Consider the following 18708-nt stretch of genomic DNA (forward strand, 5'->3'; position numbering starts at 1 on the left):
ACGAGGCGCTCGGGCAGCGGATCGTCATGCGCTACCACCTGCCCGGCCTCTCGCGCGACGAGCTGCCGCAGTACCTCGCTCACCTGCTGCGGCTTGCCGGCTGCGAGTTGCCGCTCTTCGAGCCGGCGGCCATCGAGGCGATCTTCCAGGCGACCAACGGGCTGCCGCGGAAGGTGAACCTCCTCTGCCACCACGCGCTGATCGCGGCGACGTTCGCCAAGGAGCGGACCGTCACCATCGAGCACCTGCAGGGGGCGGTGGCGGAGGTGTCATGAACGGCGGGACGTGCGGGCTGTGGATGGGGCCGCGCGCGCTCGTCGCTGCGGTCGTCGGCAGCGACGGGCGCGTCCACACCGTGAAGGTGCCGCGCACCGACGACGCACGGGAGGGCCTTGTCGCCTGGCTCGTTGCCGGCGGTGTCGCCGACATGATCCTGCCGGATACGCTGCTCCGCGAGGACTCGATCGGTCGAGTCGCAATCGCGAGCGGCCTCACCGTCTGGACGGTTTCGCGCGCGCTCGTCGAGCCGCTGCGTCTCGCCGCGGGGATCTCCGCCGGGCGCTCTTCGGCAATTGCTGCGCTGCTGGCTCGGATGCAGCGGATTCCGAGCTATCGTGCGCAGCTCCGCCGGATGGTACCGCCCGATCCAGGCAGGCAACTCCGCCTGCTCTGATGATGCTCAGCCTGCCTCGGGGGCAGTCGCGCGGCCTATGCCGCCGGCGTGCCCCCGATTCCGTTCTCACTGCACGCCCCCAACATCGGGCGATTCACCGGAGCCTCGATTGTGAGAACTGCTCCATCCATGTCGGTGGGCTCGATCGAGAAATTGCCGATGGGAGAGCGCGGGAACCAACACCGCGGACGGGCCGCGATTGACACTTTGCGAGGCGCGCGCCCAAACTTTCGGCGGCCTCTAGGCTAGATGCCTTAGAGAATTGGGGAGGGGACATGACGTCATTTTTTTCACGCAGTACGACTGCAATGATTGCGCTTTGCGCTGCGTGTCATGGAGAAGGCACGACAGGAGACGAACAGCGAGACTGTACGCTGATTGCTTCCCACTCGGTTTCACTCGATGCGCCGACGGTCGCAGGTTTCTCTGCCAATGATGTACTGCTGTACGCCACTGCAGTAGCCGGAACCATCGAGTGGTCCGATGGAAGTTCAACGCGGCTCTCGATCGCACTTTCGCCTACGGGCCAGGCGAGTTGGCTTGAACGCGACTACGTTGGTCCGCGAGATTCAGAACTCGATGTCCTCTGCGCGGATGCACTACGAATCCCCGTTCGAGCAAGTCTTCGTACAGACGACGGAAATCTCAATGAGACCTTCGACACGCACCTCGTCGCGCGAAGCGATGATGGCGCAGTATGGTCTGCAACGGTTATGGCGCCGAGTTTCGGCGGAAATTTGCTTCGTTTTGTTCCTCCGCCCAGCCCCTCGTCGAAGTGGGAGTCCGTACAAATCTCGGGGTTTCATTCGCCTGCCCGGTCGAGCGGCGATATCAGCGGATCCTCATCCGCGGCAGACAGCTTGACCACCGCGCCTCTCGCGAAGTGGCAGATCGAGATCGATTAGTGGGTCCGGGGTCCGGGGGGAATTCAGGCCGCCGACGCCCCTAGTTCATTCTGCAAAAGAGATACATTCTCGCCATGCGAAAATACTGTATGCTGATCGCTGGGCTTCTCGTTGGACTGTCGACATCTGCTGCTGCGCAGACGCCTCCTCCTGAGGAGATGGAAGACGAGTACGGAAATTTCTGGGTGCGTATCGGCCCGTCTGAATTCGCTTCGGAGGAAAGCGCGGAAGATCCCGATGCCGATGCCGCGGGCGCGCCGGTCGACGAGAGAAGCGACGAAGAGCTGAGTGACGAAGAGCTTGCAAGCCTCCTGCGGCCATTCACAACAATTGAAGGCTGGGACTACGAGCTTCGAGAGCCGCCGTACGAGTGGGTGCAACGAATCCGTGCCGCCAACTACGAGGAGTGGACTGCTGAGGGGAGTCTCGGTGAGCTCGGCGGCAGCTACGAGGAGCCTGAGGAGGAAGGCGACAGTACGTTTGGCTCCGAGGGCTCGCCGACGTCAAGTGGCGTCGATTCGCTTGCTGCTTTTACGACGCTCGAGGGCGGCGGAGGCTCCACTTGCGGAATATTCAATGCTGACAATAGAACCGAGCGGCGTGACAATCTGAGTTATCCGCAGCGCACCGTCGTGGCTCTCTCGGGAAATGGACGTTGCACTGGCGTTTTGATCGGCCGCAATACGATCCTCACTGCGGCCCATTGTGTTTGGGACAAGAGTCGCGGCGTCTGGAAGAACGAGTTTTGGGCGCCGGCACCAGACGCTAAGACCGGGATCGAAAGCGGAGCCAATGGCTGGAATGACATGCGCTATCACAGCACTGACCCTCGTCCGCATATCCACGCAGGCGGCAGCAAGCCGCATCGAGGGCTCCCATGGGATCCCTCGACCGGCTCGCTGAGCGGCGCAGGGCTGGCGCAAAAGAAGTGCTGGAAGGTTACCGTGCCTCGCGGTTACAAGGATACCAGCCAAACGAAATGGGACTTCGCCGTCATCGATGTGCAATGCGGTCTCCGCCCGGGAGACGCACTCGGATGGATGTCTTGGGGCTTCAGTTCAAAGAGCTCGATTGAATCGAAGCACTACTGGGGCATTGGATTTCCTGCCAATATTGGTCATCACTGGCCGGTCGCGTGGGGGATGAAACACACCAACATGTGCCACGTTGGAGAACATCAAGTCCAGACGCACATGGACTTCTGTGCAGGCCAGAGCGGGACGCCCATCCATCACTGGACCAACGGAAAGCCGAAGGTTTTTGCAATTTGGACGCAATACGACAGCTGGAGCTTCAACTGCGGCACTCATAATCTCGGACGAAAGATCACGTCGACCGTGATCGAGTACGTCCGTGGAACGTCGCCAAGTGCAGTGCCTGGAACGTAAGCGCTGCCCTAGGCAGCCTGGCCGCCATTCTGTTGTTCCAGTGGCGATAGAACGCCTCCGCTAGGGCACCGCTTGCGCGGCGGAGGCGTTCATTATTCCCTCTGTCCCTCGGCGACCGATGTTGGGAACAACTCCTGCATCTCGAGATTGTGGGCCGAAGCCTGAATCCCCTCATTTGAGCCCCAGGACGTAGGCCATCGCCGGCTCCCCGCGGAGCAAATTGGCGTAGGCTTCAATGAGTCGAGCCAGGTCTTCGTCGCGATGTTCGAGATCGCTCCGTAGTAATACAAGCCCTGGCGGAGCGATGTATTGGTTCGCTTCTTCGCCGCATTGACCTTGAGCGTACGGTCCATTCCGATGCGTCACCGGTGGCCCCCAGCAGGCTGATGAGTGTGCTTGCGATAGCACTCAGCAGAAGCAGCCGATCGCGGCGCTCGGGATCACGTACATGGTTGAGCACGGCCCCATCCCGAAACGCAGGTCCTTGGTGTCGCGGAAGTTCTCCTGGATGGTGAACCGCTTGCCGTAGACTTTGACGATCGCACTCGCCGGGAGGTCGCTCCGGCTCGTCGCCTGGCACCAGGCGTCCTTCATCCCTTTCGCCTGCGTACAGACGACGGCTGCGACCGGCCGCTCATCGGTGGTGACGCCGGCTCCCTTCAGCGGTCGCGGGCGTCCGCTCTCCGACACCCAGTCGCCGGTGGGCCGCGCTTCCCCCTTGGCGTTCGTTAGGTCGATGCAGCTGCGGTAGCGGGTGGTACTCGAAGCCGAGCTGCTCGAGGAAGTCGTAGAGCTTGCTCTCGCCAAAGCCGCGATCGCGCCAGCACAGTCGCCTTGATGGCCACGTGAAGGGGATGTCGAGAGAATCGGAAGATCGCGGATGCGGAGAGCAGACGCTGCCTGATCACCGCTGGGAGGTCGAGGACCTGCGCGAGGCCGTGAACAAGATGCCGTCGTCCCCGTTCTCAACCGCGCTGGTGGAGCAGGGCGGGGGCGAAGCATCGCCCGCCGAAGCCCAGCCCAACGACACCGATTGCACCACGACCGAGCTTCCGCCGTTTGGTGCATCCTCGATGCAGCACGCTCGGACCAAAAAGAGAAAGGCCCGGACCCGCTCGAAAAACGAAGCGAATCCGGGCCTTTGCTTGGAGCGGGAAACGGGATTCGAACCCGCGACCCTCAGCTTGGGAATCCGTGAGCGCTGCTCCGGACAAGCCTGACCAACATTGAGTAGGGGGCCGCTTACAAGCTCGGAATTACTCGACAAAGTGCGTGGAGAGGTCGCCAAGGACGTCCGATCGCGTCCTTCGGCCCGACGCTCGTTTCGTGGCCGGTCCGTGCTCGGCCACGGCCCCGGACCGACCACAGTCGAGGAGTCCAGGAATGCAGGCGAAGATCAACCAGGTCCTCGTGGACCGGGCCCCCGTGCCGCCGCAGGGCAAGCAGCTCATGTACGCCGACCCCGAGCTACGGGGCTTCTACTTCATCCGCACGCCCACCAAGCGGTGCTTCTACGTCCAGTCGCAGGTGAACGGCCGCCAGGTCCGCGCGAAGATCGGCGAGGCCCCGGCGCTCGACGCCAAGGAGGCCCGCGCCCTCGCGGCCAAGACCCTCGTGTCCATGAGGTCCGGCACCAACCCCAACGTCGAGAGGCGGCAGGCCCGTGCCCGCGGCACCACGCTCCGCGAGGCGCTCGACCTCCACCTCAAGGCCCGCGCCCTGTCCGCCAGGACCGCCGAGGCCTACCGCTACTCCATCGAGCACTACCTGCCCGACTGGCTGGACCGCACGCTCGCCGAGCTCGGGCAGGACCGGCGCGGGGTGCGCGAGCGTCACGTCCGCCTGACCGCCGAGTGCGGCAGGACCACCGCCGACAACACGATGCGGGTGTTCCGCTCGGTCTACAACCGCGCCCTGCGGGAATACCCGGAGCTGCCGGCCAACCCTACCGCCAACGTCGACTTCCACGGCATGAGGCGGCGCAAGGTGGACGCCGACGGCGGCCTGCTCATCGAGTGGGGGCGGGCCGTCCTGGCCCTCGAGAACGACGTGCGCAGGGATCTCCACCTGTTCATGATCCTCACGGGCATGCGCAGGACCGCCGCCTGCGAGGCGAGGGTGGCCGACCTCCGGCAGGGAGCGCTCCACGTCCCGCGGCCGAAGGGCGGAGCCGCACGCGCCTTCGACCTTCCACTCTCGAGGGCACTGCAGGAACTCCTCGACCGCAGGGCCAAGGTCAGCAGGGCCCTCGGCAGCCCGTGGCTGTTCCCTGCGGACAGCGAGAGCGGCCACGTGGAGGAGGTGAAGGAGCGGGGGCTCAGGCGGCTGACCGGCCACGCCCTCCGGCACGCCTACGCGACCCTTGCCCTCGAGGCGGGCGTGCCGCTGGCCGAGCTCCGGTTCCTGCTGAACCACTCGGGCGGACCGGTGACGTTCGGATACCTGCACCCGAGCCTCGAGCACCTCCGTGGGCACCAGGAGACGGCCACGGCGCGCATCCTCGATGCCCTCGGACTCGACTGGCAGGAGGGCTCCTGGCCGCCGAGGGTCAAGGAGTAGGGATCAGGGCAGGTCCCACGGCTCCTCGACGACGAGGGTCTGGACGCGCGGCTCGAGGCGGGGCACATCCTCACGCTCACCCACGAGGATGTCGTACGTGAACTCGAGGGTGCTGCCTCGGACGACGACCGCCTTTGCGTAGACCGCGAACATCGTGGGGTCGTGCCCTATCCACATCGGGTTGCAGTGACGCCCCTGCTGGACACGCACGGGATAGCTCTTTGGCGAGCGCTTGAAGTCCAGTCGCCCTGCGAGCGAGGCCATCGTGTCGACGTACCTCTGGGTCAAGTAGTCCTCGATCCAGCTCGTTGAGCGGCGGGGCGGAATGATCGAGACGAGGCGCCGCTGCTTCTTGTGGTAGCTCTCCTCGTACAGCACCCAAGCCGGTCCATGCCGCTTCCTCATGGTCCCCCTCCTCTGCGCAGAGGCCAGGGGATCATACCCTGCAGGGACGGCATTCGCCCTCACGGCACCGAGGACACGCCGTGGCCGAGTTCAGGAACGGGCCTGGGCGCCTCCCGGTCGGCCCGTATCCCGTCCGGAGGCCTCGGCCCAGGTGCAGACCAGGGCCCCGGTCTCCGTGCGTGTCCTGGGCCGACCTGGGAGTCTGCCGGAACGTTGGTTCGAATTTTGAGCCGCCTGGCATAGAGTTCGAAAAGTTGCATCGCTATGGCGAACCCGCGCATGCCGAGCGGGACCTCGCACCTTCGTCCCGACGCACAGGGAGCGGCACCGCAGCCCGAACGAGATGACCCGCCGAGCGGCAGGGGTCTCGGGCAGCGGTGACCCCTGCCCAACGGGACGTGCCAGATGCAGATCAAGAACCCCCTCGGCCTGCGTGACGACGAGCTCCTCCTCACGACCGAGCAGGTCGCCGAGCTCCTTCAGCTCGCGGTCGGAACCCTCCACACCTACCGCTGCCGCGGGACCCGCGGGCCGCGCTTCCTCAAGGTGGGCGGCCGGGTGCGTTACCGCCTGTCGGACATCAAGGAGTACGTCGCCAGCGGTGGCGTCTCCCAGATCGGCGGTGGCCGGTGAGCCTGCCGCCGGAAAAGGAGAAGGCCCCGGCGTGTGTCCAGCACGCCGAGGCCCAGTCGACCGACTGTCCCCCGACCCAGGGAAACGACCGCAATCGTAGCGCGCCGGGCGCGACCCGCGAGCCATCGCTCCTGCGGACCAACCTGGAGCGCTACCTGGGAACGGGACTGCCGCTGATTCCCCTGGAGGTCAGGGGCAAGCTGCCGGTCGGGAGGGGCTGGCAGAGGGCCGAGACCCACCCCGCGCCGGAAGAGGTGATCGAGCGCGCCCTGGCGAGCGGCTCGAACGTCGGCGTGCTGCTGCCGCCCACCGTGGTCGTTGTGGACGTTGATCCGCGGAACGGCGGCGCCGTGGGCCTCTTCGACCTCGACATCGAGACGGGCCTCGACCTGTCGAAGGCGCCGCACGTCCTCACGGGCGGCGGAGGGGACCACTACTACTTCCGCAAGCCCGCGGACCTCGAGATCCTCGACTCGCTGAAGCGGTTCCCCGGCGTCGAGTTCAAGTCCATCGGCCGGCAGGTCGTGGCGGCGGGCTGCATCCACCCCTCGGGCGCCAACTACCGCTGGGCCGACGGCTCGCCCGGCCTCGACGCCATGCCCGAGCTGCCTGAGCGCCTGGCGGAGCTGATCCGCCGCCCCGCGAACGGCGGCTACAGGGAGGGCTCGGAGGCGGGCATCTGGACGCCCGAACAGCTCGCGGCAGCGCTGTCCCGCCTGCCCGCGGAGGACTACGGCAACGACCCCGGCGAGGAGAGCAGGCACGAGGCCTGGCTCAAGGTCCCGATGGGCTCGCACCACGCGACCGGCGGCCTCGGCCGCGAGGAGTTCCTGGACTGGTGCTGCTCCGACGCCAGGTACGCCGACCGCCGCGACAAAAACGGCTACCGCTGGGACAGCCTGCACCTCGACCGCCCCCGTGGGCGCCCGGCGACCTACAAGGCCGTCATGCAGGAGGTCCTGAAGTACGACCCGACGTTCGACTTCCGCGACGAGCCCGAGGACGACTTCGGCGAGGTGGAGAGCCAGGGCAAGCGCCCCGAGATGCCCGAGGCCGTCGCCCGCCTGAACGAGGACCACTTCACCGTCCTGCACGCGGGGAAGTACCTGGCGGCCCGCGAAGTCCGGAACGAGCTCGGCCACCTGGTGGTCGAGTGGTTCGCGCCCGATGCCCTCAGGCGGCACTACGACTTCCCGCAGGTGGAGCACAACGGGAAGATGAAGGGCCCCGGCGAGCTCTGGCTCGGCCACGCGAAGCGCCGGAGGTACGAGCGCGTGGTCTTCAACCCGAGCACCGTGACGCCCGCCCCGCCGGAGCATTACAACCTCTGGAAGGGCTGGGCCGTCGAGCCGAGGGCAGGAGGCGACTGGTCGCTCATGAGGCGGCTCCTGCGGGACGTGCTCTGCGCCGGCGACGAGGCCTCGTTCCGGTACGTGCTGCGGTGGTCGGCCTTCATGGTCCAGCGCCCCGAGGTGCCGGCGGAGGTCGCCGTCGTCTTCCGCGGCGGGAAGGGCATCGGCAAGGGAACCTTCTGCCGCCAGCTGGTCGAGTTCGCCGGGCAGCATGGCAGGCAGATCGCCAACCCCGAGCACCTGGTGGGCCGGTTCAATGCGCACCTGCGGGACTGCATCTGCCTGTTCGTCGACGAGGGCTTCTGGGCCGGCGACAAGAAGGTCGAGGGCGTGCTGAAGAACCTGGTCACCGAGCGGACGCTCACGTTCGAGCAGAAGGGCGAGCCGCTCGTCACGGGCCTGAACCTCCTGCACATCGTCATGGCCAGCAACGAGGAGTGGGTCGTGCCCGCCTCGGAGGACGAGCGGCGCTTCGCCGTGCTGGATGCCTCGGCCGAGGCCCACGCGGCCCTGCCGCCGGGCTTCTTCCGGGACCTCGACGCCCAGATGCTCGACGGCGGCAAGGAGGCCATGCTCCACGAGCTCCGCACGATGGACCTGGGCGACTGGCACCCCAGGCAGGGCGTGCCGCAGACGCGGGCGCTCGCCGAGCAGAAGCTCCAGAGCCTCTCGCGGGACCCGCTCAAGGCCTGGTGGTACGGCCTGCTCGACCGCGGCACGCTGCCCGGGCACAACGCCCTCGACGACTGGCGGGCCGGCCCGGTCTACGTGATCCCCGAGGGCAAGGACGCGCTGCTCGACGACCTGAACGCCTCGCACCGGCGGGCCGCGTACAGCAAGCGGGGCGTCGCGCAGTTCCTGGCGCTCGTGGGCGCCCGGACGGACCCCACGGCGAAGGACAGGCGGGGCAACCGCGCCTGGATCCTGCCCCGCCTCGACGAGGCGCGCTCCGCCTTCGCCGAGTGGGCGCGCTGCGAGGTGGAGTGGGACGACTGAGGGGAGTGGCCCTGGTCAGTTCGGTCGCTACCGGCCAGGGCTGCGACAGAGCGAAAGGCGTTGATTTTCTTGGCCTTTGTCGCAAGTTCGGTCGCTTGTCACTTGCCTGGTCGAGTCGCCGTACGAAAACCTAAAAACAAAATAGTAAATCGCCAAATGCCCTCCCCTCATCGGCGGAGGGCATTTTCATTTATCGTTTAGCTGCTACTCGGCTTGCTGACCTACTAAGTGACAGAAGTGACCAGGCGACAAAAGACCAAGAAAAACAAGCTCTTTTGGCCTGTCGCTTCCCGGTCGCTTCTGTCACTTCGGCCCATTCCGAACCTCACCCTGGCCGACCGAGTCGCCCCGTGGCCGAGTCGATGGGCCGGACCGCCTGTGTGCCCGACGGAGCCGAAACGCGCCCGACGTCGCGCCCTGTCCTCCTCGCGCGCGAGCCGTCCGGGCCTTCAGTAGCGCTCCCCGATTACGATCCTCGCGACCAGGAAGCACGGGGCGCAGAAGGGGAGCGGCTCGTCGGTCTCCCGCCCGTGCAGCCACTTCCATCCGAAGGGCAGCTCGTCCGGCCCGGAGGTGTAGATCGGCCCGATCCCGCAGGTGCCACAGGTCCATGCCTTCATCCCCGCGAGCGTATCGGCGGCGAACCGCGAGTCAACCGGGCAGGCCGTCTGATCCTCCATCAGAGGGCCGCATCCCCGTAACGCCATGGAAGCACTGGCGTTCTTCGTGCTGGTCCCGCGGCAACATCGGATCCGAAGCACGCCCGGGAAACCATCCGGGCACGGAGGAGCCGATGGGCAAGCCGCTGAAGTTCACCGCCAAGGCGCGCGAGGCGTTCCTGGCCGAGCTGGCCGAGAGCGCCAGCCCGCGTCTCGCCGCCGCCAGGGCAGGCATCGAGCGCCGTACCGCCTACAGGCACCGCGAGGACGACCCCGAGTTCGCCGCCGCCTGGGACAGGGCATTGGACCTGGGCCTGGACCAGCTCCTCGAGGAGGCGTTCCGGCGGTCGGTCCAGGGCGTCGAGGAGCCGGTCGTGCACCAGGGCCAGATCTCCCAGGACGTCGACGGCAACCCGGTCACGGTCCGGCGCTACTCGGACCGCCTGCTCGAGGTCCTACTGAAGTGGCGCTACCCGGAGAAGATGGCGGACCGCCTGAAGGCCGAGGTGGACGTCTCCGGCACGCTCGGCGAGGGCGTCGACGTGAACCGGCTCTCCCGGGAGGAGAGGACGGCGCTCAAGGAGCTCCTGCTCCGGGCCAAGGCCGGGGGCACGCCGTGAGCCGGCGGCAGCCGCAGGAGGCGTCGCACGGCCTCGGCCTGCTGGAGCGCATCGAGCTGGCAGAGGCCGCCGAGGAGTCCTGGGGAGGCGGCTTCCGCGCCCTGGCCGTGGGCTCCGGCCCGATGGCCCTGGTGACCCCGGAGGTCGCCGACGAGGAGACCTGGCACCGCCTCGCCGCGGACCAGCAGGATCGGTACGCCGGGAGCGGCGGCGCGGGCAGGACCGCGGGCGAGACCCTCGAGCAGTACGGCGAGGCCCTCTCGCGGGCCGCCGAGCCCGTCAGGCGGGTGCTGCGCGGCGAGGTGTTCCGTGGCTGACCTGGGCATCGGCGACCTCATCGTGCGGATGTACCGAGAGGACCCGACGACGTGCCTTGAGCAGTACGTCCAGGCCGTCCGCGAGAACATCCCGGGCGCGAAGGGATCGCTGCAGTCCGTCCGCATGATGCTCAACACCCTCCGCAACAAGGGCAGGCTGCCGCGGATCGAGCGTCCTGCCCGCGCCTCGCCCAGAGACAGGCGGCGCGGTGAGCGGGAAGCGCGCGCCCCGTGGCCGCTCGACGGCGGGCGCCGCCGCGAGGTCCAGCGCGGTCCCAAGGGCGTCGTCGTCGGCATCGCCGGCTGGGTCCGCTGCCTGGGCGAGTGCGAGGACTGGCACTTCTCGGAGCACGTCCGTCGGGTGCGCTTCTGCCCCGACTGCCGGCCGTTCACGCCCGAGGAGTAGGCCCACCGATGCGGGAACGGCGGGCCGGGGCGGCGTAACCACCTGGAACGGCTGCGCCTCTGGGCCGCGACCGCCGTGGCCGAGCACGCCCGGGATAGCGAGGCCTGTCCGCGCTGGCTCGCGCGGCCAGCGGTGCGGCGCACGATTCTGGTCAGACGGCGGGCTCCGGGTGGAGTCGCTACCAGGGCGCGGAGGGTTCCGCGTCGGTCTTCGTTCGGCCGGGCCTCCCGTCTACCCCACCCACGGGAAGGACGCCCGCCATGAAGATCAAGCTCGAACCCAGCCTCAAGATGCTCCAGCCCGCCGAGGTCCGCGAGCTGGCCATGAGCGCCCACGCGAACCTCGAGCGCTGCTCGAAGGTCCTGGAGCGCCTCCGCAAGGACGAGGAGGCCCAGCGCGCACGCATCGCGTCCTTCTGGAAGGAGCGCCGCTCGCGCTCGCAGGACGCCGTCCGCCTCGAGCGCGAGGAGCTCGCCGAGGCCCTCTGGAAGATCCGCGAGAACGCGAAGGCGGAGCTCGACGGCCTCGTCGCCCGCGCCGGGGAGCTGACGCGGCAGGCGGAGGCGCAGGCGCCGTTCTACGAGTCGCCCCTCCAGCTCCTCGACCGTGCGGCACTCGGCGAATCCCGGCGCTCCGAGTACATGCTCCAGCTCCGTGACGTCGGGCCCCTCGCCCTCGGCCGGTACGGCCAGGTGGCCGTGGGCACGGCGACCGTCGCCCTGGGCGCCGCCGTGGCGGCCTGCGTGGACCGCCTCCCGGCGGCGGACCGGCCCTTCACCTCCGGCGACCTGGCCCGCGCCCTCCTCGGCGAGGCCTGGGAGGAGATCGACGAGGCGATCCGGGTGACCCGCCACCGCGGCCAGGCGGTCATCAACGCCGTCCGGACGTTCCGCGTCATGAAGGGCGGCGCGCTCAGCCGCAACCTGGCGGACGCCCTCAACCGGCTCTCGGAGGACCCGAAGCTCGTCGAGCGGATCCTCGACGGCGGGGACGAGGAGCAGGCCAAGTGAACCAGCGGTCCTACCGCCAGGCAATGGACCTGGCCTCCGCGGTGATCTCGGAGGCCAGGACCCTCAACGTCGAGCTCGACCTCCGGTACGCCTACGCCAGCCTGCGGAGGAAGGCACTAGCCGAAGGGGTCTCCCGCCAGAGCCACTGCTACGGATGGGCAGAGCAGGCGCTGCGGCGTGCCGTCCTCTCGGGTTCGTGGCGCACCGCCTGAGGGAGCAAGAGACACGGGACACCAGACTCCCCATCGGCGGGCCGGACCGCGTCAACGCCCTGGAAGGACTGCCGTTCCTGGGCCTTGTCGATCCCCGGGACACGGCGTGGAAGTTAGAACTACGCGCCCCGCGTAGTTCGTGCAGCGCCCGGTGGTCGGAAGCGGCGGGCGGAACCCCAGGGGAAATACCGCGTGCCCCCGGGCTCCCGCGGTCTGCAAACCCCGACATGATGCTCCTCAGTTCGACACCAACCCCGCTAACCCCGCGTGAACTGAGCAGAAAGAGCGATGCCCAGCAAGAAGAAGAGCAAGAACTCCCGGCAGCAGGTCGAGCACGACGCAGCCGAATCCTTCCTGGCGGCAGCGGTCGTCGAGGAGGCGCCCGCCGTCGAGACGGAAGTGCTGACCGATGCCGCCGAGCCGGCGGAAGACTTGACGGAGGCGGCCATGGAGCAGCCCACGCCAGAGAAGAAGGTCAAAGCCAAGAGCGCGAAGGCGCAGAAGGAGCCCAAGCCCAAGGGAATCGGGGTCGGGGCGAGGGCCAAGGAACTCATCCTCGCGAGGCCCGAGCTCTCATTCCAGCAGATCGCCGACCTAGTGCGGGAGGAACTGCCGGCGGCGAAGATCACCGCCAACAGCGCCCGTTGGTACGCGATGGACATGCGCAAGAAGGGAATCGAGGTCCCCGACCGCGCAAGCCCGGCACTCGGCCCTAGGACTTCCTATCGCACCTGACGACGTGGTGCTGGCTTGAGTACCCAGCACACGTTTGCTACGGTGTCGAACGCTCGTACATCGTGATACGCATCTCCACTGCAGACCAGAAGGAGGGAGCTGTATGTTCGGGAAGACTCCCCACCACCCCCGCGTACTGGCTGGCGCCGCCTCGCTGTTCCTCATCGCTGGACCTTCGGTAGCTGTGGCCGAGGACATCGAGCTCGAGGAAGAAGAGGCGGCGTACATCTTCGGCTCGCCCGGCGAGTTGACGATCGACGCAGGGGACGGTTCCGCCCTCCTGCTCATCCCCGAAACGACGCTCGAATTCAATGATTGGAGTGAGTTCGGGCTATTCATGCAGACTCACTTCAATGCCAACGTGGAGGAGATTGCCGGAGTTGCGGTTCCCGACATCGAGCTCTCGGTCGGTATCATCGGTACTCCGTTTGCCTGGGATAGCGCCACCAACGCCGTCATCGAGGTGGACAGTCCTATCATCGAGTTTCTCGGCGGGCCGACGGGCGAGATCAAGATCGAGGGCGAGACGTACTGCATCAACACTGCGCGATGCTCCGGAGCAATCCCTCTCGGCGCACCTGCGTTGCAGCCCGCATCTGCGGCTCAGGCAGCGGTCGCGACCTCGGGCACTGCCGCTCCTCCTGCATCGGGACTCGCCCTGACCCCGACGTTCACCATCGCCGGCGAGTCGAATCACTACTCGGCTTACATCTTCTCGGCGACTGGGGTGTTCGGATACCTCCGCGATTTTTCCTCGACCACCACCCAGGTCGAGGGCGGATACAAGCGCTGGTTTCTCAGCGTGGAGCGCGGCGAACGCAGGTGCATCTCCTTCCTCGGGCGCATTCTCTATTGCGGGTATCTCCCGCGAATCGTCAGTGCCCGGCGTGGTCACAACGAGCTGAAGGCGACCGTGTCCACGATCAAGTCGAATCCGACGTGCGATCACAGGATCTCCAGCCGGACGGAATTCGATTCTGACGTGCCCAAGGTCACGGCGGCGTTCATTTCGATCGTCGATGATACCCGGAGAGATCCGAGCATCGACGCGGATGGCATTCGCGGCGCACACTATGGTTTCGATCCGGATACTGGCCTTTCGGACGATGCCCTTTCTGAATGGGGCAATGCCGACTGGTCGTTCCCGCTCTGCAACTGATCTCGCGAAGGCGGACTCCTTCTCCAGCCGAAGCGATAGCCCCCGGGGAGGGCCGGTTCCTGTCAGTTCCGGCCCTTCCGCTCATGGGCGGCGGCTGCGCTTTTGCTAGGAGCCGTCGATCGGAACCGGGCAATCCATGCTGTCTGTACGGTGGGGAATCGGATTCCTGACTCCCGCATGCCTTCTCGCGGCGTGCGGCGGCGAAGCTCCGGAGCGGGGGGGCGCCATCGCGGCGGCGGTCGACAGGCCGGCGCTTTACGGTGCTGTGAAATACCAGATCGCGGGCGGACCACGAGAATGGTCCGTCAGCGCCGATGCCGCTCCCTGCAGCGACATGACGGCCATCGTCAATGGTCTGCAACCCCGCCCCACCACCATTCAGGGCAGCAGCGAACGCGGCTTTCGCTGGGAACTGGATGTCGACATTCGCCGGGACGAGTGCTTCGCGGCCCGATTCGACACGCGTTCGCTCGTTAGCCAACTTCTTCTCGTGGTCCACCATCGGAGCTGGGATCTCCCGGCGGAGGTTTTCGTCGACGGAACCCACGTGGCCACGATCGACGCGCCTCTCCTCGACGATCCAGTTGAATTTCGGGAAGCATTCGATCGGCAGGCATTTCAAGGTGCGGTCGAGGTGCGCGAACACACGATTGAACTCTATCTCGCCGGCGCAGGTGCACTCATCGCGCGCCCGGAAGGCATCTATGAAATCGAGGTTCGGCACGCGGATGGAGGCACCGATGCGAAAATGGTTCGCTTCTGGCGCGGCGGTAGTGCGTACTTGCAATTCGAATGAGCACATGGGTGCTCACGCGCGCGGCGCGGTTGTGCTAGCGGTCACCTTGGCAGGCTTCGGTGCGCTTCTTTCTGCTTGCGGCGATGCCAACGGGGTGGATTCGGGCGGAACGACCCCGACCCCGACCCCGACCCCGACCCCGACCGCGTCCTCGGTCGGCGTAAGAGCAGATTACGCGGACATCTATGGACCGCTCACCATCGCGTTCGCGGAGTTGGAGGACGAAGCGACGATCGCGCCGTCCGACGTCCTCGGATGCGCCGAACCGTTGATCGGAGTCGACGCGGGATCGTTGACTTGGACGGCTGCCAGTGAGTCAGGATTCGACTGGTCGGGAACGCTCGAAGTCGCGCACGGCGCCTGCACCGAGCTGGATTTTCGTGCCGAGGAGTCGCCGGCTCTGCTCGTCGCGGTTTACGTGCAGGATAGCGAGAAGCTGCCCGCGGTGGTTTCCCGCGACGGTGAGGCGGTCGGAACTCTCAACCAAGCTTGGACGCCGCGCCCCGATCTCGAACTGGAGGACCTCTCCTGCCCGCGCGTGCGGGCCTACTTCCTGGACGCGGCGCGCGCCGGGAAGGCGATGGTGTTCGGGGTGAGCGAGAGCGCAAGCTGGGTCGACTTCCTTGTCGAGTACGCCGGCAGTGGCGGAACCGGCTTCGGCACATCGTGGCAACCCGAAACCTGCGTGATCTACTGAGCTACCGAAAAGACGAAGGGGCAGATCCTCACGGACCTGCCCCTTCGTCTTACCGTTGCTCGGTCCGTGTCCAAGATCGAGCTGCCTAGGCTCAGAGCGTCCGTCGGCGTAATACAAGGCCTTGTTTTTCAAGGCCTTTTCTGGAGCGGGAAACGGGATTCGAACCCGCGACCCTCAGCTTGGGAAGCTGATGCTCTACCAACTGAGCTATTCCCGCACAGCGATGGCGAAGATGCAGCGGCGCCCGAACGGTGTCAAGGCTGGCGTGCAGCTCTCCTCAACGAAAAGCTGCCCTCATACCGCCTCCCTCCCGCCGTCCCCCGCCTCGGCGAAACGCAGCCGATCCCCGACCCGCACCACCCCCGGCACGACCACCCGGGCATAGACGCCGAAACACGCCTCCCGCGCCGCGGCGAGCTTGCGCAGCAGCCCGGGCGCAGCCGGCAGCTCCGCCTGGGGAAACCCCACCATCACGCAGCGCTCGGTCCTTCCGGCGATCTCCACGACCACCTCCTCGCCCACCCGGATCCGCCTGCCGATCCACCCCTCCTCCACGAACCCCGCGCCCGCACTCCGCACCACCAGGTTGGGCCGGAAGCGCTGCTCGTCCCGGCCCTCGAGTCCGAGGGCCTCGAGGCCCGAGGTCGTCACCAGGTGGAGCGGACCCGCGTCGAGGTGCGAGACCGCCTCCTCCCTGGCCAGCGTCACCGGCAGCCCGAGCTCCCGGGAGAGCGCCTCGTGGATGCGGGGATCGTCACCGGCGACGAGGCGCCCGTCGGGGAAGCCGACGACGGGAACCTCGCCCTCGTAGCGGGCGCGGAAGCGGAAGAGCCCATCGATGCGCCGGAAGCGCCGCGTGTCCTTGCCGCTGCCGAATTTGCCCGCCTCGTCCCGCACCGCGTGGAGCCGGTCACCGACGGCGCCGCGGCCATCGATCGGCAGGCGCTCCACGCACTCGCCCTGCATGGACTTCACCGGATAGCGCCAGAGCCTCTCGAGCACGCCGATCATGTGAGGTTGCATACCCCGAACGATCGCTCCCCCGCCAGATGCGCAGCTCGCCGGACTACTCGCAGCCCACCGCCGGGTTCCACGGCGCGAAGAGGCCCGCCGGGTTCTCCACGAAGAGCCACACGTGCTGGTCGAAATGCCACGGCATCCCCGGCTCGTGCCCCGGCATCGGGCCGTCGAAGGGCTTGCCCTCGAAGAGCTCCGGCGCCTGCGCTGCCACCTCCGCCGGCGGCGGCTCGGTCTCCGGCCCCGTGTAGGGCTGGCCGTCGACGATCACCGGCTGGAAGTACTCGACCCCGCCGAGGACCAGCTCGCCGTCCTGCAGCACGTAGAGCAGCATCGACGGATCGTCCCACCGCGGCGCAGCCATCGACTTCTCGGGGTGGACGTAGTGCACGCCCATGCCGCCCTCGGGCGACTCGACGCACTCGCCCATCGCCACGAAGCCCGCAGCCTCCGCTGCAGCAGGCTCCCGGTACTTCGCCATCGCGTCCTTCAGCTCGGCCAGGCGCTGCTCGGTCTCGCTCGCGAGCGGCTCGCCCCCGCCGTCGTCCTCGCTCCCGCACGCAGCCAGCGCCAGCATCCCCACCAGAATCGCCTTCTTCATCTCGTTCCCCCGTCGCGGCAGAAGCGCCGCTCGTGGGGCGGGAACGTAGGGCGTACGGGCGCGCGCGTGTTGCTACGAACTTGCTACCGGATCCTCAAAATTCGCTAAGAGGCGGGCCCGAAGGACAGCCCGGCGGAGCCCACCGCGGCGACGCTGGCCACGAGGCCGTCGGCAGCAGCCACCACCGAGAGCGGCTCCAGCCGATCGAGCTGCCCCCGCAGCTGCACGCCGGGTGCGATCTCCCGCACCAGCTCCCTGGTGGCGATCGCCCGCGCGTCCTCGATCCTGTCGCCGAGCTTCCACCGCGCCTCGGCGCGCAGCGCCTCGAGGATGTCGGGGTGGAGGAGGTACTCCGCTGCCTGGGCCATCGCGTCCTGGGTGGCGAGGGTGTAGTCGAGGTGCTCCAGCGCCAGCGTGCCGGTCTCCGGATCCCACGTGGGCCGCGCCACCACGTCGACGGTGCCGCGGACCTTGCGGAAGAAGCCGCGCTTCGCCTCGACGTCGAGGCGGAGCCGCACCCCGTCGGCGCTGCCGAAGACCTCCACGTCGTGGATCACGGTCCGGTGGCCGCCAGCGTCGATGTGCTTGCCCACGACCTGCTCCCGCAGGTGCCGCGTCGCCTCGTCGTAGGGAAGCTGCGCCTGGACGAAAATCGAGAAGCCCTCGCCCTCCGCCACGCGCTGCAGGGCGGGCAGGGGGCGCTGCTCCACCTCCGGGCGCGTGCCACCGACGAGGCGCGGCTTCGCGGTCATGCCGAGCGAGAAGCGCACGTGCCGGCCCTTGCCCCGGGCCGGCGTGAGCCGCACCGCCTCTGGCGCGAGCACGAGCCACGTCCCGTCGTGCAGCTCGATCGGCCGCTGCACTTTCTCCCACGCTTCCTGGGCACGCTCGCGCACCTTCGCCCGTTTGGCGAGCTCGGCATCCAGCGCCTTCGTCACCTCGGGCAGCTTCTTCTCGAGGGTGCGGTCGAGCTGCTTGCGGATGTCCACGCGCAGGAAGGTGATCTTGCAGGGATCGACGAAGCGGTGGCTCGCCTCGGTCTTCGTCTGCAGGTTCCAGTTCGGGCTGATCGAGAGCGGCGTGGAGAGGGTGAGCTCGGCCCGGCGCATGCCGTCCTTGCCGTAGCCGCAGGAGGCGACCTTCTGGCACCAGCGGCCCACGCCGACGCAGGCCCTGGCCCGGTAGCGGAGCTCGGCGCCGACGTGGAGCTTGCCCTCCCGGAAGCCCACCTCGATCGGCCCGCGCTCGACCCGGTAGCGCAGCCCCTTGCTGCCGCTGCGCTCCCAGCTCTTCTCGTGGTCGATCTCCTTCGGCACTTCGCGCTCGAGGCGCTGGCGAAGGAGCTCGAGGTCGACGTCGATGGGCACGTCCACCAGCGAGACGGGAAGCGCCGGCGGCGCCGTGGTGGAGGGCGGGGGAGGGGACGGGGGCGGAGGGACGGACTGCGTGCAGCCCGCGGCGAAGAGCAGGGCGAGCGCCAGGGCTCCGATGTTCCAAACGCTCCGCCGCATCCACACTCCTCGCCGGCTTGAACTCCCCCGAACGGCCGCCAGCGCGGCGACCATTCC

General features: G+C 67.6%; 21 protein-coding genes, 1 tRNA gene and 1 pseudogene. 16 read left to right on the forward strand and 7 right to left on the reverse strand.

What is annotated here, in order from left to right; translation table 11 throughout:
• The 3 genes and pseudogenes from ACESMR_RS00005 to ACESMR_RS00015 all read left to right on the forward strand — a co-directional run.
• Positions 1 to 275 (forward strand): annotated as a pseudogene (locus ACESMR_RS00005) (hypothetical protein); the annotation flags it as partial.
• Positions 272 to 673 (forward strand): hypothetical protein, encoded by a 402-nt coding sequence (locus tag ACESMR_RS00010; protein ID WP_373043970.1) that lies wholly within the window; start codon positions 272 to 274, stop codon positions 671 to 673. The pseudogene ACESMR_RS00005 and the gene ACESMR_RS00010, both read left to right, overlap by 4 nt.
• A 979-nt stretch (positions 674 to 1652) precedes the next feature.
• Positions 1653 to 2966 (forward strand): trypsin-like serine peptidase, encoded by a 1314-nt coding sequence (locus ACESMR_RS00015; RefSeq protein WP_373043972.1) that lies wholly within the window; start codon positions 1653 to 1655, stop codon positions 2964 to 2966.
• A gap of 408 nt (positions 2967 to 3374) precedes the next feature.
• On the opposite strand, the gene ACESMR_RS00020 is transcribed toward ACESMR_RS00015, so the two are convergent.
• Positions 3375 to 3560, reverse strand: a complete 186-nt coding sequence (locus ACESMR_RS00020; protein WP_373043974.1) for a hypothetical protein — start codon at positions 3558 to 3560, stop codon at positions 3375 to 3377.
• A gap of 251 nt (positions 3561 to 3811) precedes the next feature.
• Between ACESMR_RS00020 and ACESMR_RS00025 the strand changes: the two genes are divergently transcribed.
• Positions 3812 to 4186, forward strand: a complete 375-nt coding sequence (locus tag ACESMR_RS00025) for a hypothetical protein (protein WP_373043976.1) — start codon at positions 3812 to 3814, stop codon at positions 4184 to 4186.
• Positions 4187 to 4349: 163 nt separating this feature from the next.
• Positions 4350 to 5525 carry a tyrosine-type recombinase/integrase gene (locus ACESMR_RS00030; RefSeq protein ID WP_373043977.1) on the forward strand — a complete coding sequence of 392 codons (1176 nt, stop codon included), beginning with the start codon at positions 4350 to 4352 and terminating at the stop codon, positions 5523 to 5525.
• A gap of 3 nt (positions 5526 to 5528) precedes the next feature.
• Here the strand turns inward: ACESMR_RS00030 and ACESMR_RS00035 are convergent, their stop codons facing one another.
• The gene (locus ACESMR_RS00035) at positions 5529 to 5930 is read right to left on the reverse strand and encodes a hypothetical protein (RefSeq protein WP_373043979.1); all 402 of its coding nucleotides are present in this window, start codon (positions 5928 to 5930) and stop codon (positions 5529 to 5531) included.
• 405 nt (positions 5931 to 6335) lie between these two features.
• Here ACESMR_RS00035 and ACESMR_RS00040 point away from each other — a divergent pair, with 405 nt between their 5' ends.
• A complete protein-coding gene (locus ACESMR_RS00040) occupies positions 6336 to 6563 on the forward strand; it encodes a helix-turn-helix transcriptional regulator (RefSeq protein ID WP_373043981.1) in 228 nt (75 codons plus the stop codon).
• Positions 6560 to 8911 (forward strand): bifunctional DNA primase/polymerase, encoded by a 2352-nt coding sequence (locus ACESMR_RS00045; protein WP_373043983.1) that lies wholly within the window; start codon positions 6560 to 6562, stop codon positions 8909 to 8911. Before ACESMR_RS00040 ends, ACESMR_RS00045 begins: the two co-directional genes overlap by 4 nt.
• Before the next feature lie 449 nt (positions 8912 to 9360).
• On the opposite strand, the gene ACESMR_RS00050 is transcribed toward ACESMR_RS00045, so the two are convergent.
• On the reverse strand, positions 9361 to 9591 hold the full coding sequence (locus tag ACESMR_RS00050) for a hypothetical protein (protein ID WP_373043985.1): 231 nt from the start codon (positions 9589 to 9591) through the stop codon (positions 9361 to 9363).
• 113 nt (positions 9592 to 9704) lie between these two features.
• Here ACESMR_RS00050 and ACESMR_RS00055 point away from each other — a divergent pair, with 113 nt between their 5' ends.
• The 9 genes from ACESMR_RS00055 (at position 9705) to ACESMR_RS00095 (ending at position 15522) form a co-directional block, all read left to right on the forward strand.
• A complete protein-coding gene (locus tag ACESMR_RS00055; RefSeq protein ID WP_373043987.1) occupies positions 9705 to 10190 on the forward strand; it encodes a hypothetical protein in 486 nt (161 codons plus the stop codon).
• On the forward strand, positions 10187 to 10507 hold the full coding sequence (locus ACESMR_RS00060; protein ID WP_373043989.1) for a hypothetical protein: 321 nt from the start codon (positions 10187 to 10189) through the stop codon (positions 10505 to 10507). The genes ACESMR_RS00055 and ACESMR_RS00060 overlap by 4 nt, the downstream gene beginning before the upstream one ends.
• Positions 10500 to 10913, forward strand: coding sequence for a hypothetical protein (locus ACESMR_RS00065; RefSeq protein ID WP_373043990.1), 414 nt, complete (start codon positions 10500 to 10502; stop codon positions 10911 to 10913). Before ACESMR_RS00060 ends, ACESMR_RS00065 begins: the two co-directional genes overlap by 8 nt.
• A 260-nt stretch (positions 10914 to 11173) precedes the next feature.
• Positions 11174 to 11923, forward strand: a complete 750-nt coding sequence (locus ACESMR_RS00070; RefSeq protein WP_373043992.1) for a hypothetical protein — start codon at positions 11174 to 11176, stop codon at positions 11921 to 11923.
• Positions 11920 to 12135, forward strand: a complete 216-nt coding sequence (locus ACESMR_RS00075; protein ID WP_373043994.1) for a hypothetical protein — start codon at positions 11920 to 11922, stop codon at positions 12133 to 12135. Before ACESMR_RS00070 ends, ACESMR_RS00075 begins: the two co-directional genes overlap by 4 nt.
• Before the next feature lie 288 nt (positions 12136 to 12423).
• The gene (locus ACESMR_RS00080) at positions 12424 to 12870 is read left to right on the forward strand and encodes a hypothetical protein (protein ID WP_373043996.1); all 447 of its coding nucleotides are present in this window, start codon (positions 12424 to 12426) and stop codon (positions 12868 to 12870) included.
• Positions 12871 to 12973: 103 nt separating this feature from the next.
• Positions 12974 to 14029, forward strand: coding sequence for a hypothetical protein (locus ACESMR_RS00085; protein WP_373043998.1), 1056 nt, complete (start codon positions 12974 to 12976; stop codon positions 14027 to 14029).
• Positions 14030 to 14363: 334 nt separating this feature from the next.
• Complete coding sequence (locus tag ACESMR_RS00090; RefSeq protein ID WP_373044000.1) at positions 14364 to 14825, forward strand: hypothetical protein; 462 nt, start codon at positions 14364 to 14366, stop codon at positions 14823 to 14825.
• The gene (locus ACESMR_RS00095) at positions 14770 to 15522 is read left to right on the forward strand and encodes a hypothetical protein (RefSeq protein ID WP_373044002.1); all 753 of its coding nucleotides are present in this window, start codon (positions 14770 to 14772) and stop codon (positions 15520 to 15522) included. Before ACESMR_RS00090 ends, ACESMR_RS00095 begins: the two co-directional genes overlap by 56 nt.
• Positions 15523 to 15663: 141 nt before the next feature.
• Here the strand turns inward: ACESMR_RS00095 and ACESMR_RS00100 are convergent.
• The 4 genes from ACESMR_RS00100 to ACESMR_RS00115 all read right to left on the reverse strand — a co-directional run bounded on the left by ACESMR_RS00100 (position 15664) and on the right by ACESMR_RS00115 (position 18651).
• A tRNA-Gly gene (locus ACESMR_RS00100) sits at positions 15664 to 15739 on the reverse strand.
• Positions 15740 to 15816: 77 nt separating this feature from the next.
• Entirely contained in the window at positions 15817 to 16533 is a 717-nt protein-coding gene (locus tag ACESMR_RS00105; protein WP_373044003.1) for an MOSC domain-containing protein, read from the reverse strand.
• Between the two features lie 55 nt (positions 16534 to 16588).
• Positions 16589 to 17140: a hypothetical protein gene (locus ACESMR_RS00110; RefSeq protein WP_373044005.1), complete on the reverse strand. Its 552-nt coding sequence runs from the start codon at positions 17138 to 17140 to the stop codon at positions 16589 to 16591.
• Positions 17141 to 17244: 104 nt separating this feature from the next.
• The gene (locus ACESMR_RS00115) at positions 17245 to 18651 is read right to left on the reverse strand and encodes a DUF4403 family protein (RefSeq protein ID WP_373044007.1); all 1407 of its coding nucleotides are present in this window, start codon (positions 18649 to 18651) and stop codon (positions 17245 to 17247) included.
• Between the last annotated feature and the right edge of the window lie 57 nt (positions 18652 to 18708).

Origin of the sequence: Vulgatibacter sp., from assembly GCF_041687135.1 — a bacterium.
Taxonomy (GTDB): domain Bacteria; phylum Myxococcota; class Myxococcia; order Myxococcales; family Vulgatibacteraceae; genus JAWLCN01.

Excerpts from the sequence above, each read along its gene's own strand:
- ACESMR_RS00010 (WP_373043970.1), top strand. The coding sequence starts at position 272 with ATGAACGGCGGGACGTGCGGGCTGTGGATGGGGCCGCGCGCGCTCGTC.
- ACESMR_RS00015 (WP_373043972.1), top strand. The coding sequence starts at position 1,653 with ATGCGAAAATACTGTATGCTGATCGCTGGGCTTCTCGTTGGACTGTCG.
- ACESMR_RS00020 (WP_373043974.1), bottom strand. The coding sequence starts at position 3,560 with ATGAAGGACGCCTGGTGCCAGGCGACGAGCCGGAGCGACCTCCCGGCG.
- ACESMR_RS00030 (WP_373043977.1), top strand. The coding sequence starts at position 4,350 with ATGCAGGCGAAGATCAACCAGGTCCTCGTGGACCGGGCCCCCGTGCCG.
- ACESMR_RS00035 (WP_373043979.1), bottom strand. The coding sequence starts at position 5,930 with ATGAGGAAGCGGCATGGACCGGCTTGGGTGCTGTACGAGGAGAGCTAC.
- ACESMR_RS00040 (WP_373043981.1), top strand. The coding sequence starts at position 6,336 with ATGCAGATCAAGAACCCCCTCGGCCTGCGTGACGACGAGCTCCTCCTC.
- ACESMR_RS00050 (WP_373043985.1), bottom strand. The coding sequence starts at position 9,591 with ATGGAGGATCAGACGGCCTGCCCGGTTGACTCGCGGTTCGCCGCCGAT.
- ACESMR_RS00055 (WP_373043987.1), top strand. The coding sequence starts at position 9,705 with ATGGGCAAGCCGCTGAAGTTCACCGCCAAGGCGCGCGAGGCGTTCCTG.
- ACESMR_RS00070 (WP_373043992.1), top strand. The coding sequence starts at position 11,174 with ATGAAGATCAAGCTCGAACCCAGCCTCAAGATGCTCCAGCCCGCCGAG.
- ACESMR_RS00080 (WP_373043996.1), top strand. The coding sequence starts at position 12,424 with ATGCCCAGCAAGAAGAAGAGCAAGAACTCCCGGCAGCAGGTCGAGCAC.
- ACESMR_RS00085 (WP_373043998.1), top strand. The coding sequence starts at position 12,974 with ATGTTCGGGAAGACTCCCCACCACCCCCGCGTACTGGCTGGCGCCGCC.
- ACESMR_RS00090 (WP_373044000.1), top strand. The coding sequence starts at position 14,364 with ATGACGGCCATCGTCAATGGTCTGCAACCCCGCCCCACCACCATTCAG.
- ACESMR_RS00095 (WP_373044002.1), top strand. The coding sequence starts at position 14,770 with ATGCGAAAATGGTTCGCTTCTGGCGCGGCGGTAGTGCGTACTTGCAAT.
- ACESMR_RS00105 (WP_373044003.1), bottom strand. The coding sequence starts at position 16,533 with ATGATCGGCGTGCTCGAGAGGCTCTGGCGCTATCCGGTGAAGTCCATG.
- ACESMR_RS00110 (WP_373044005.1), bottom strand. The coding sequence starts at position 17,140 with ATGAAGAAGGCGATTCTGGTGGGGATGCTGGCGCTGGCTGCGTGCGGG.
- ACESMR_RS00115 (WP_373044007.1), bottom strand. The coding sequence starts at position 18,651 with ATGCGGCGGAGCGTTTGGAACATCGGAGCCCTGGCGCTCGCCCTGCTC.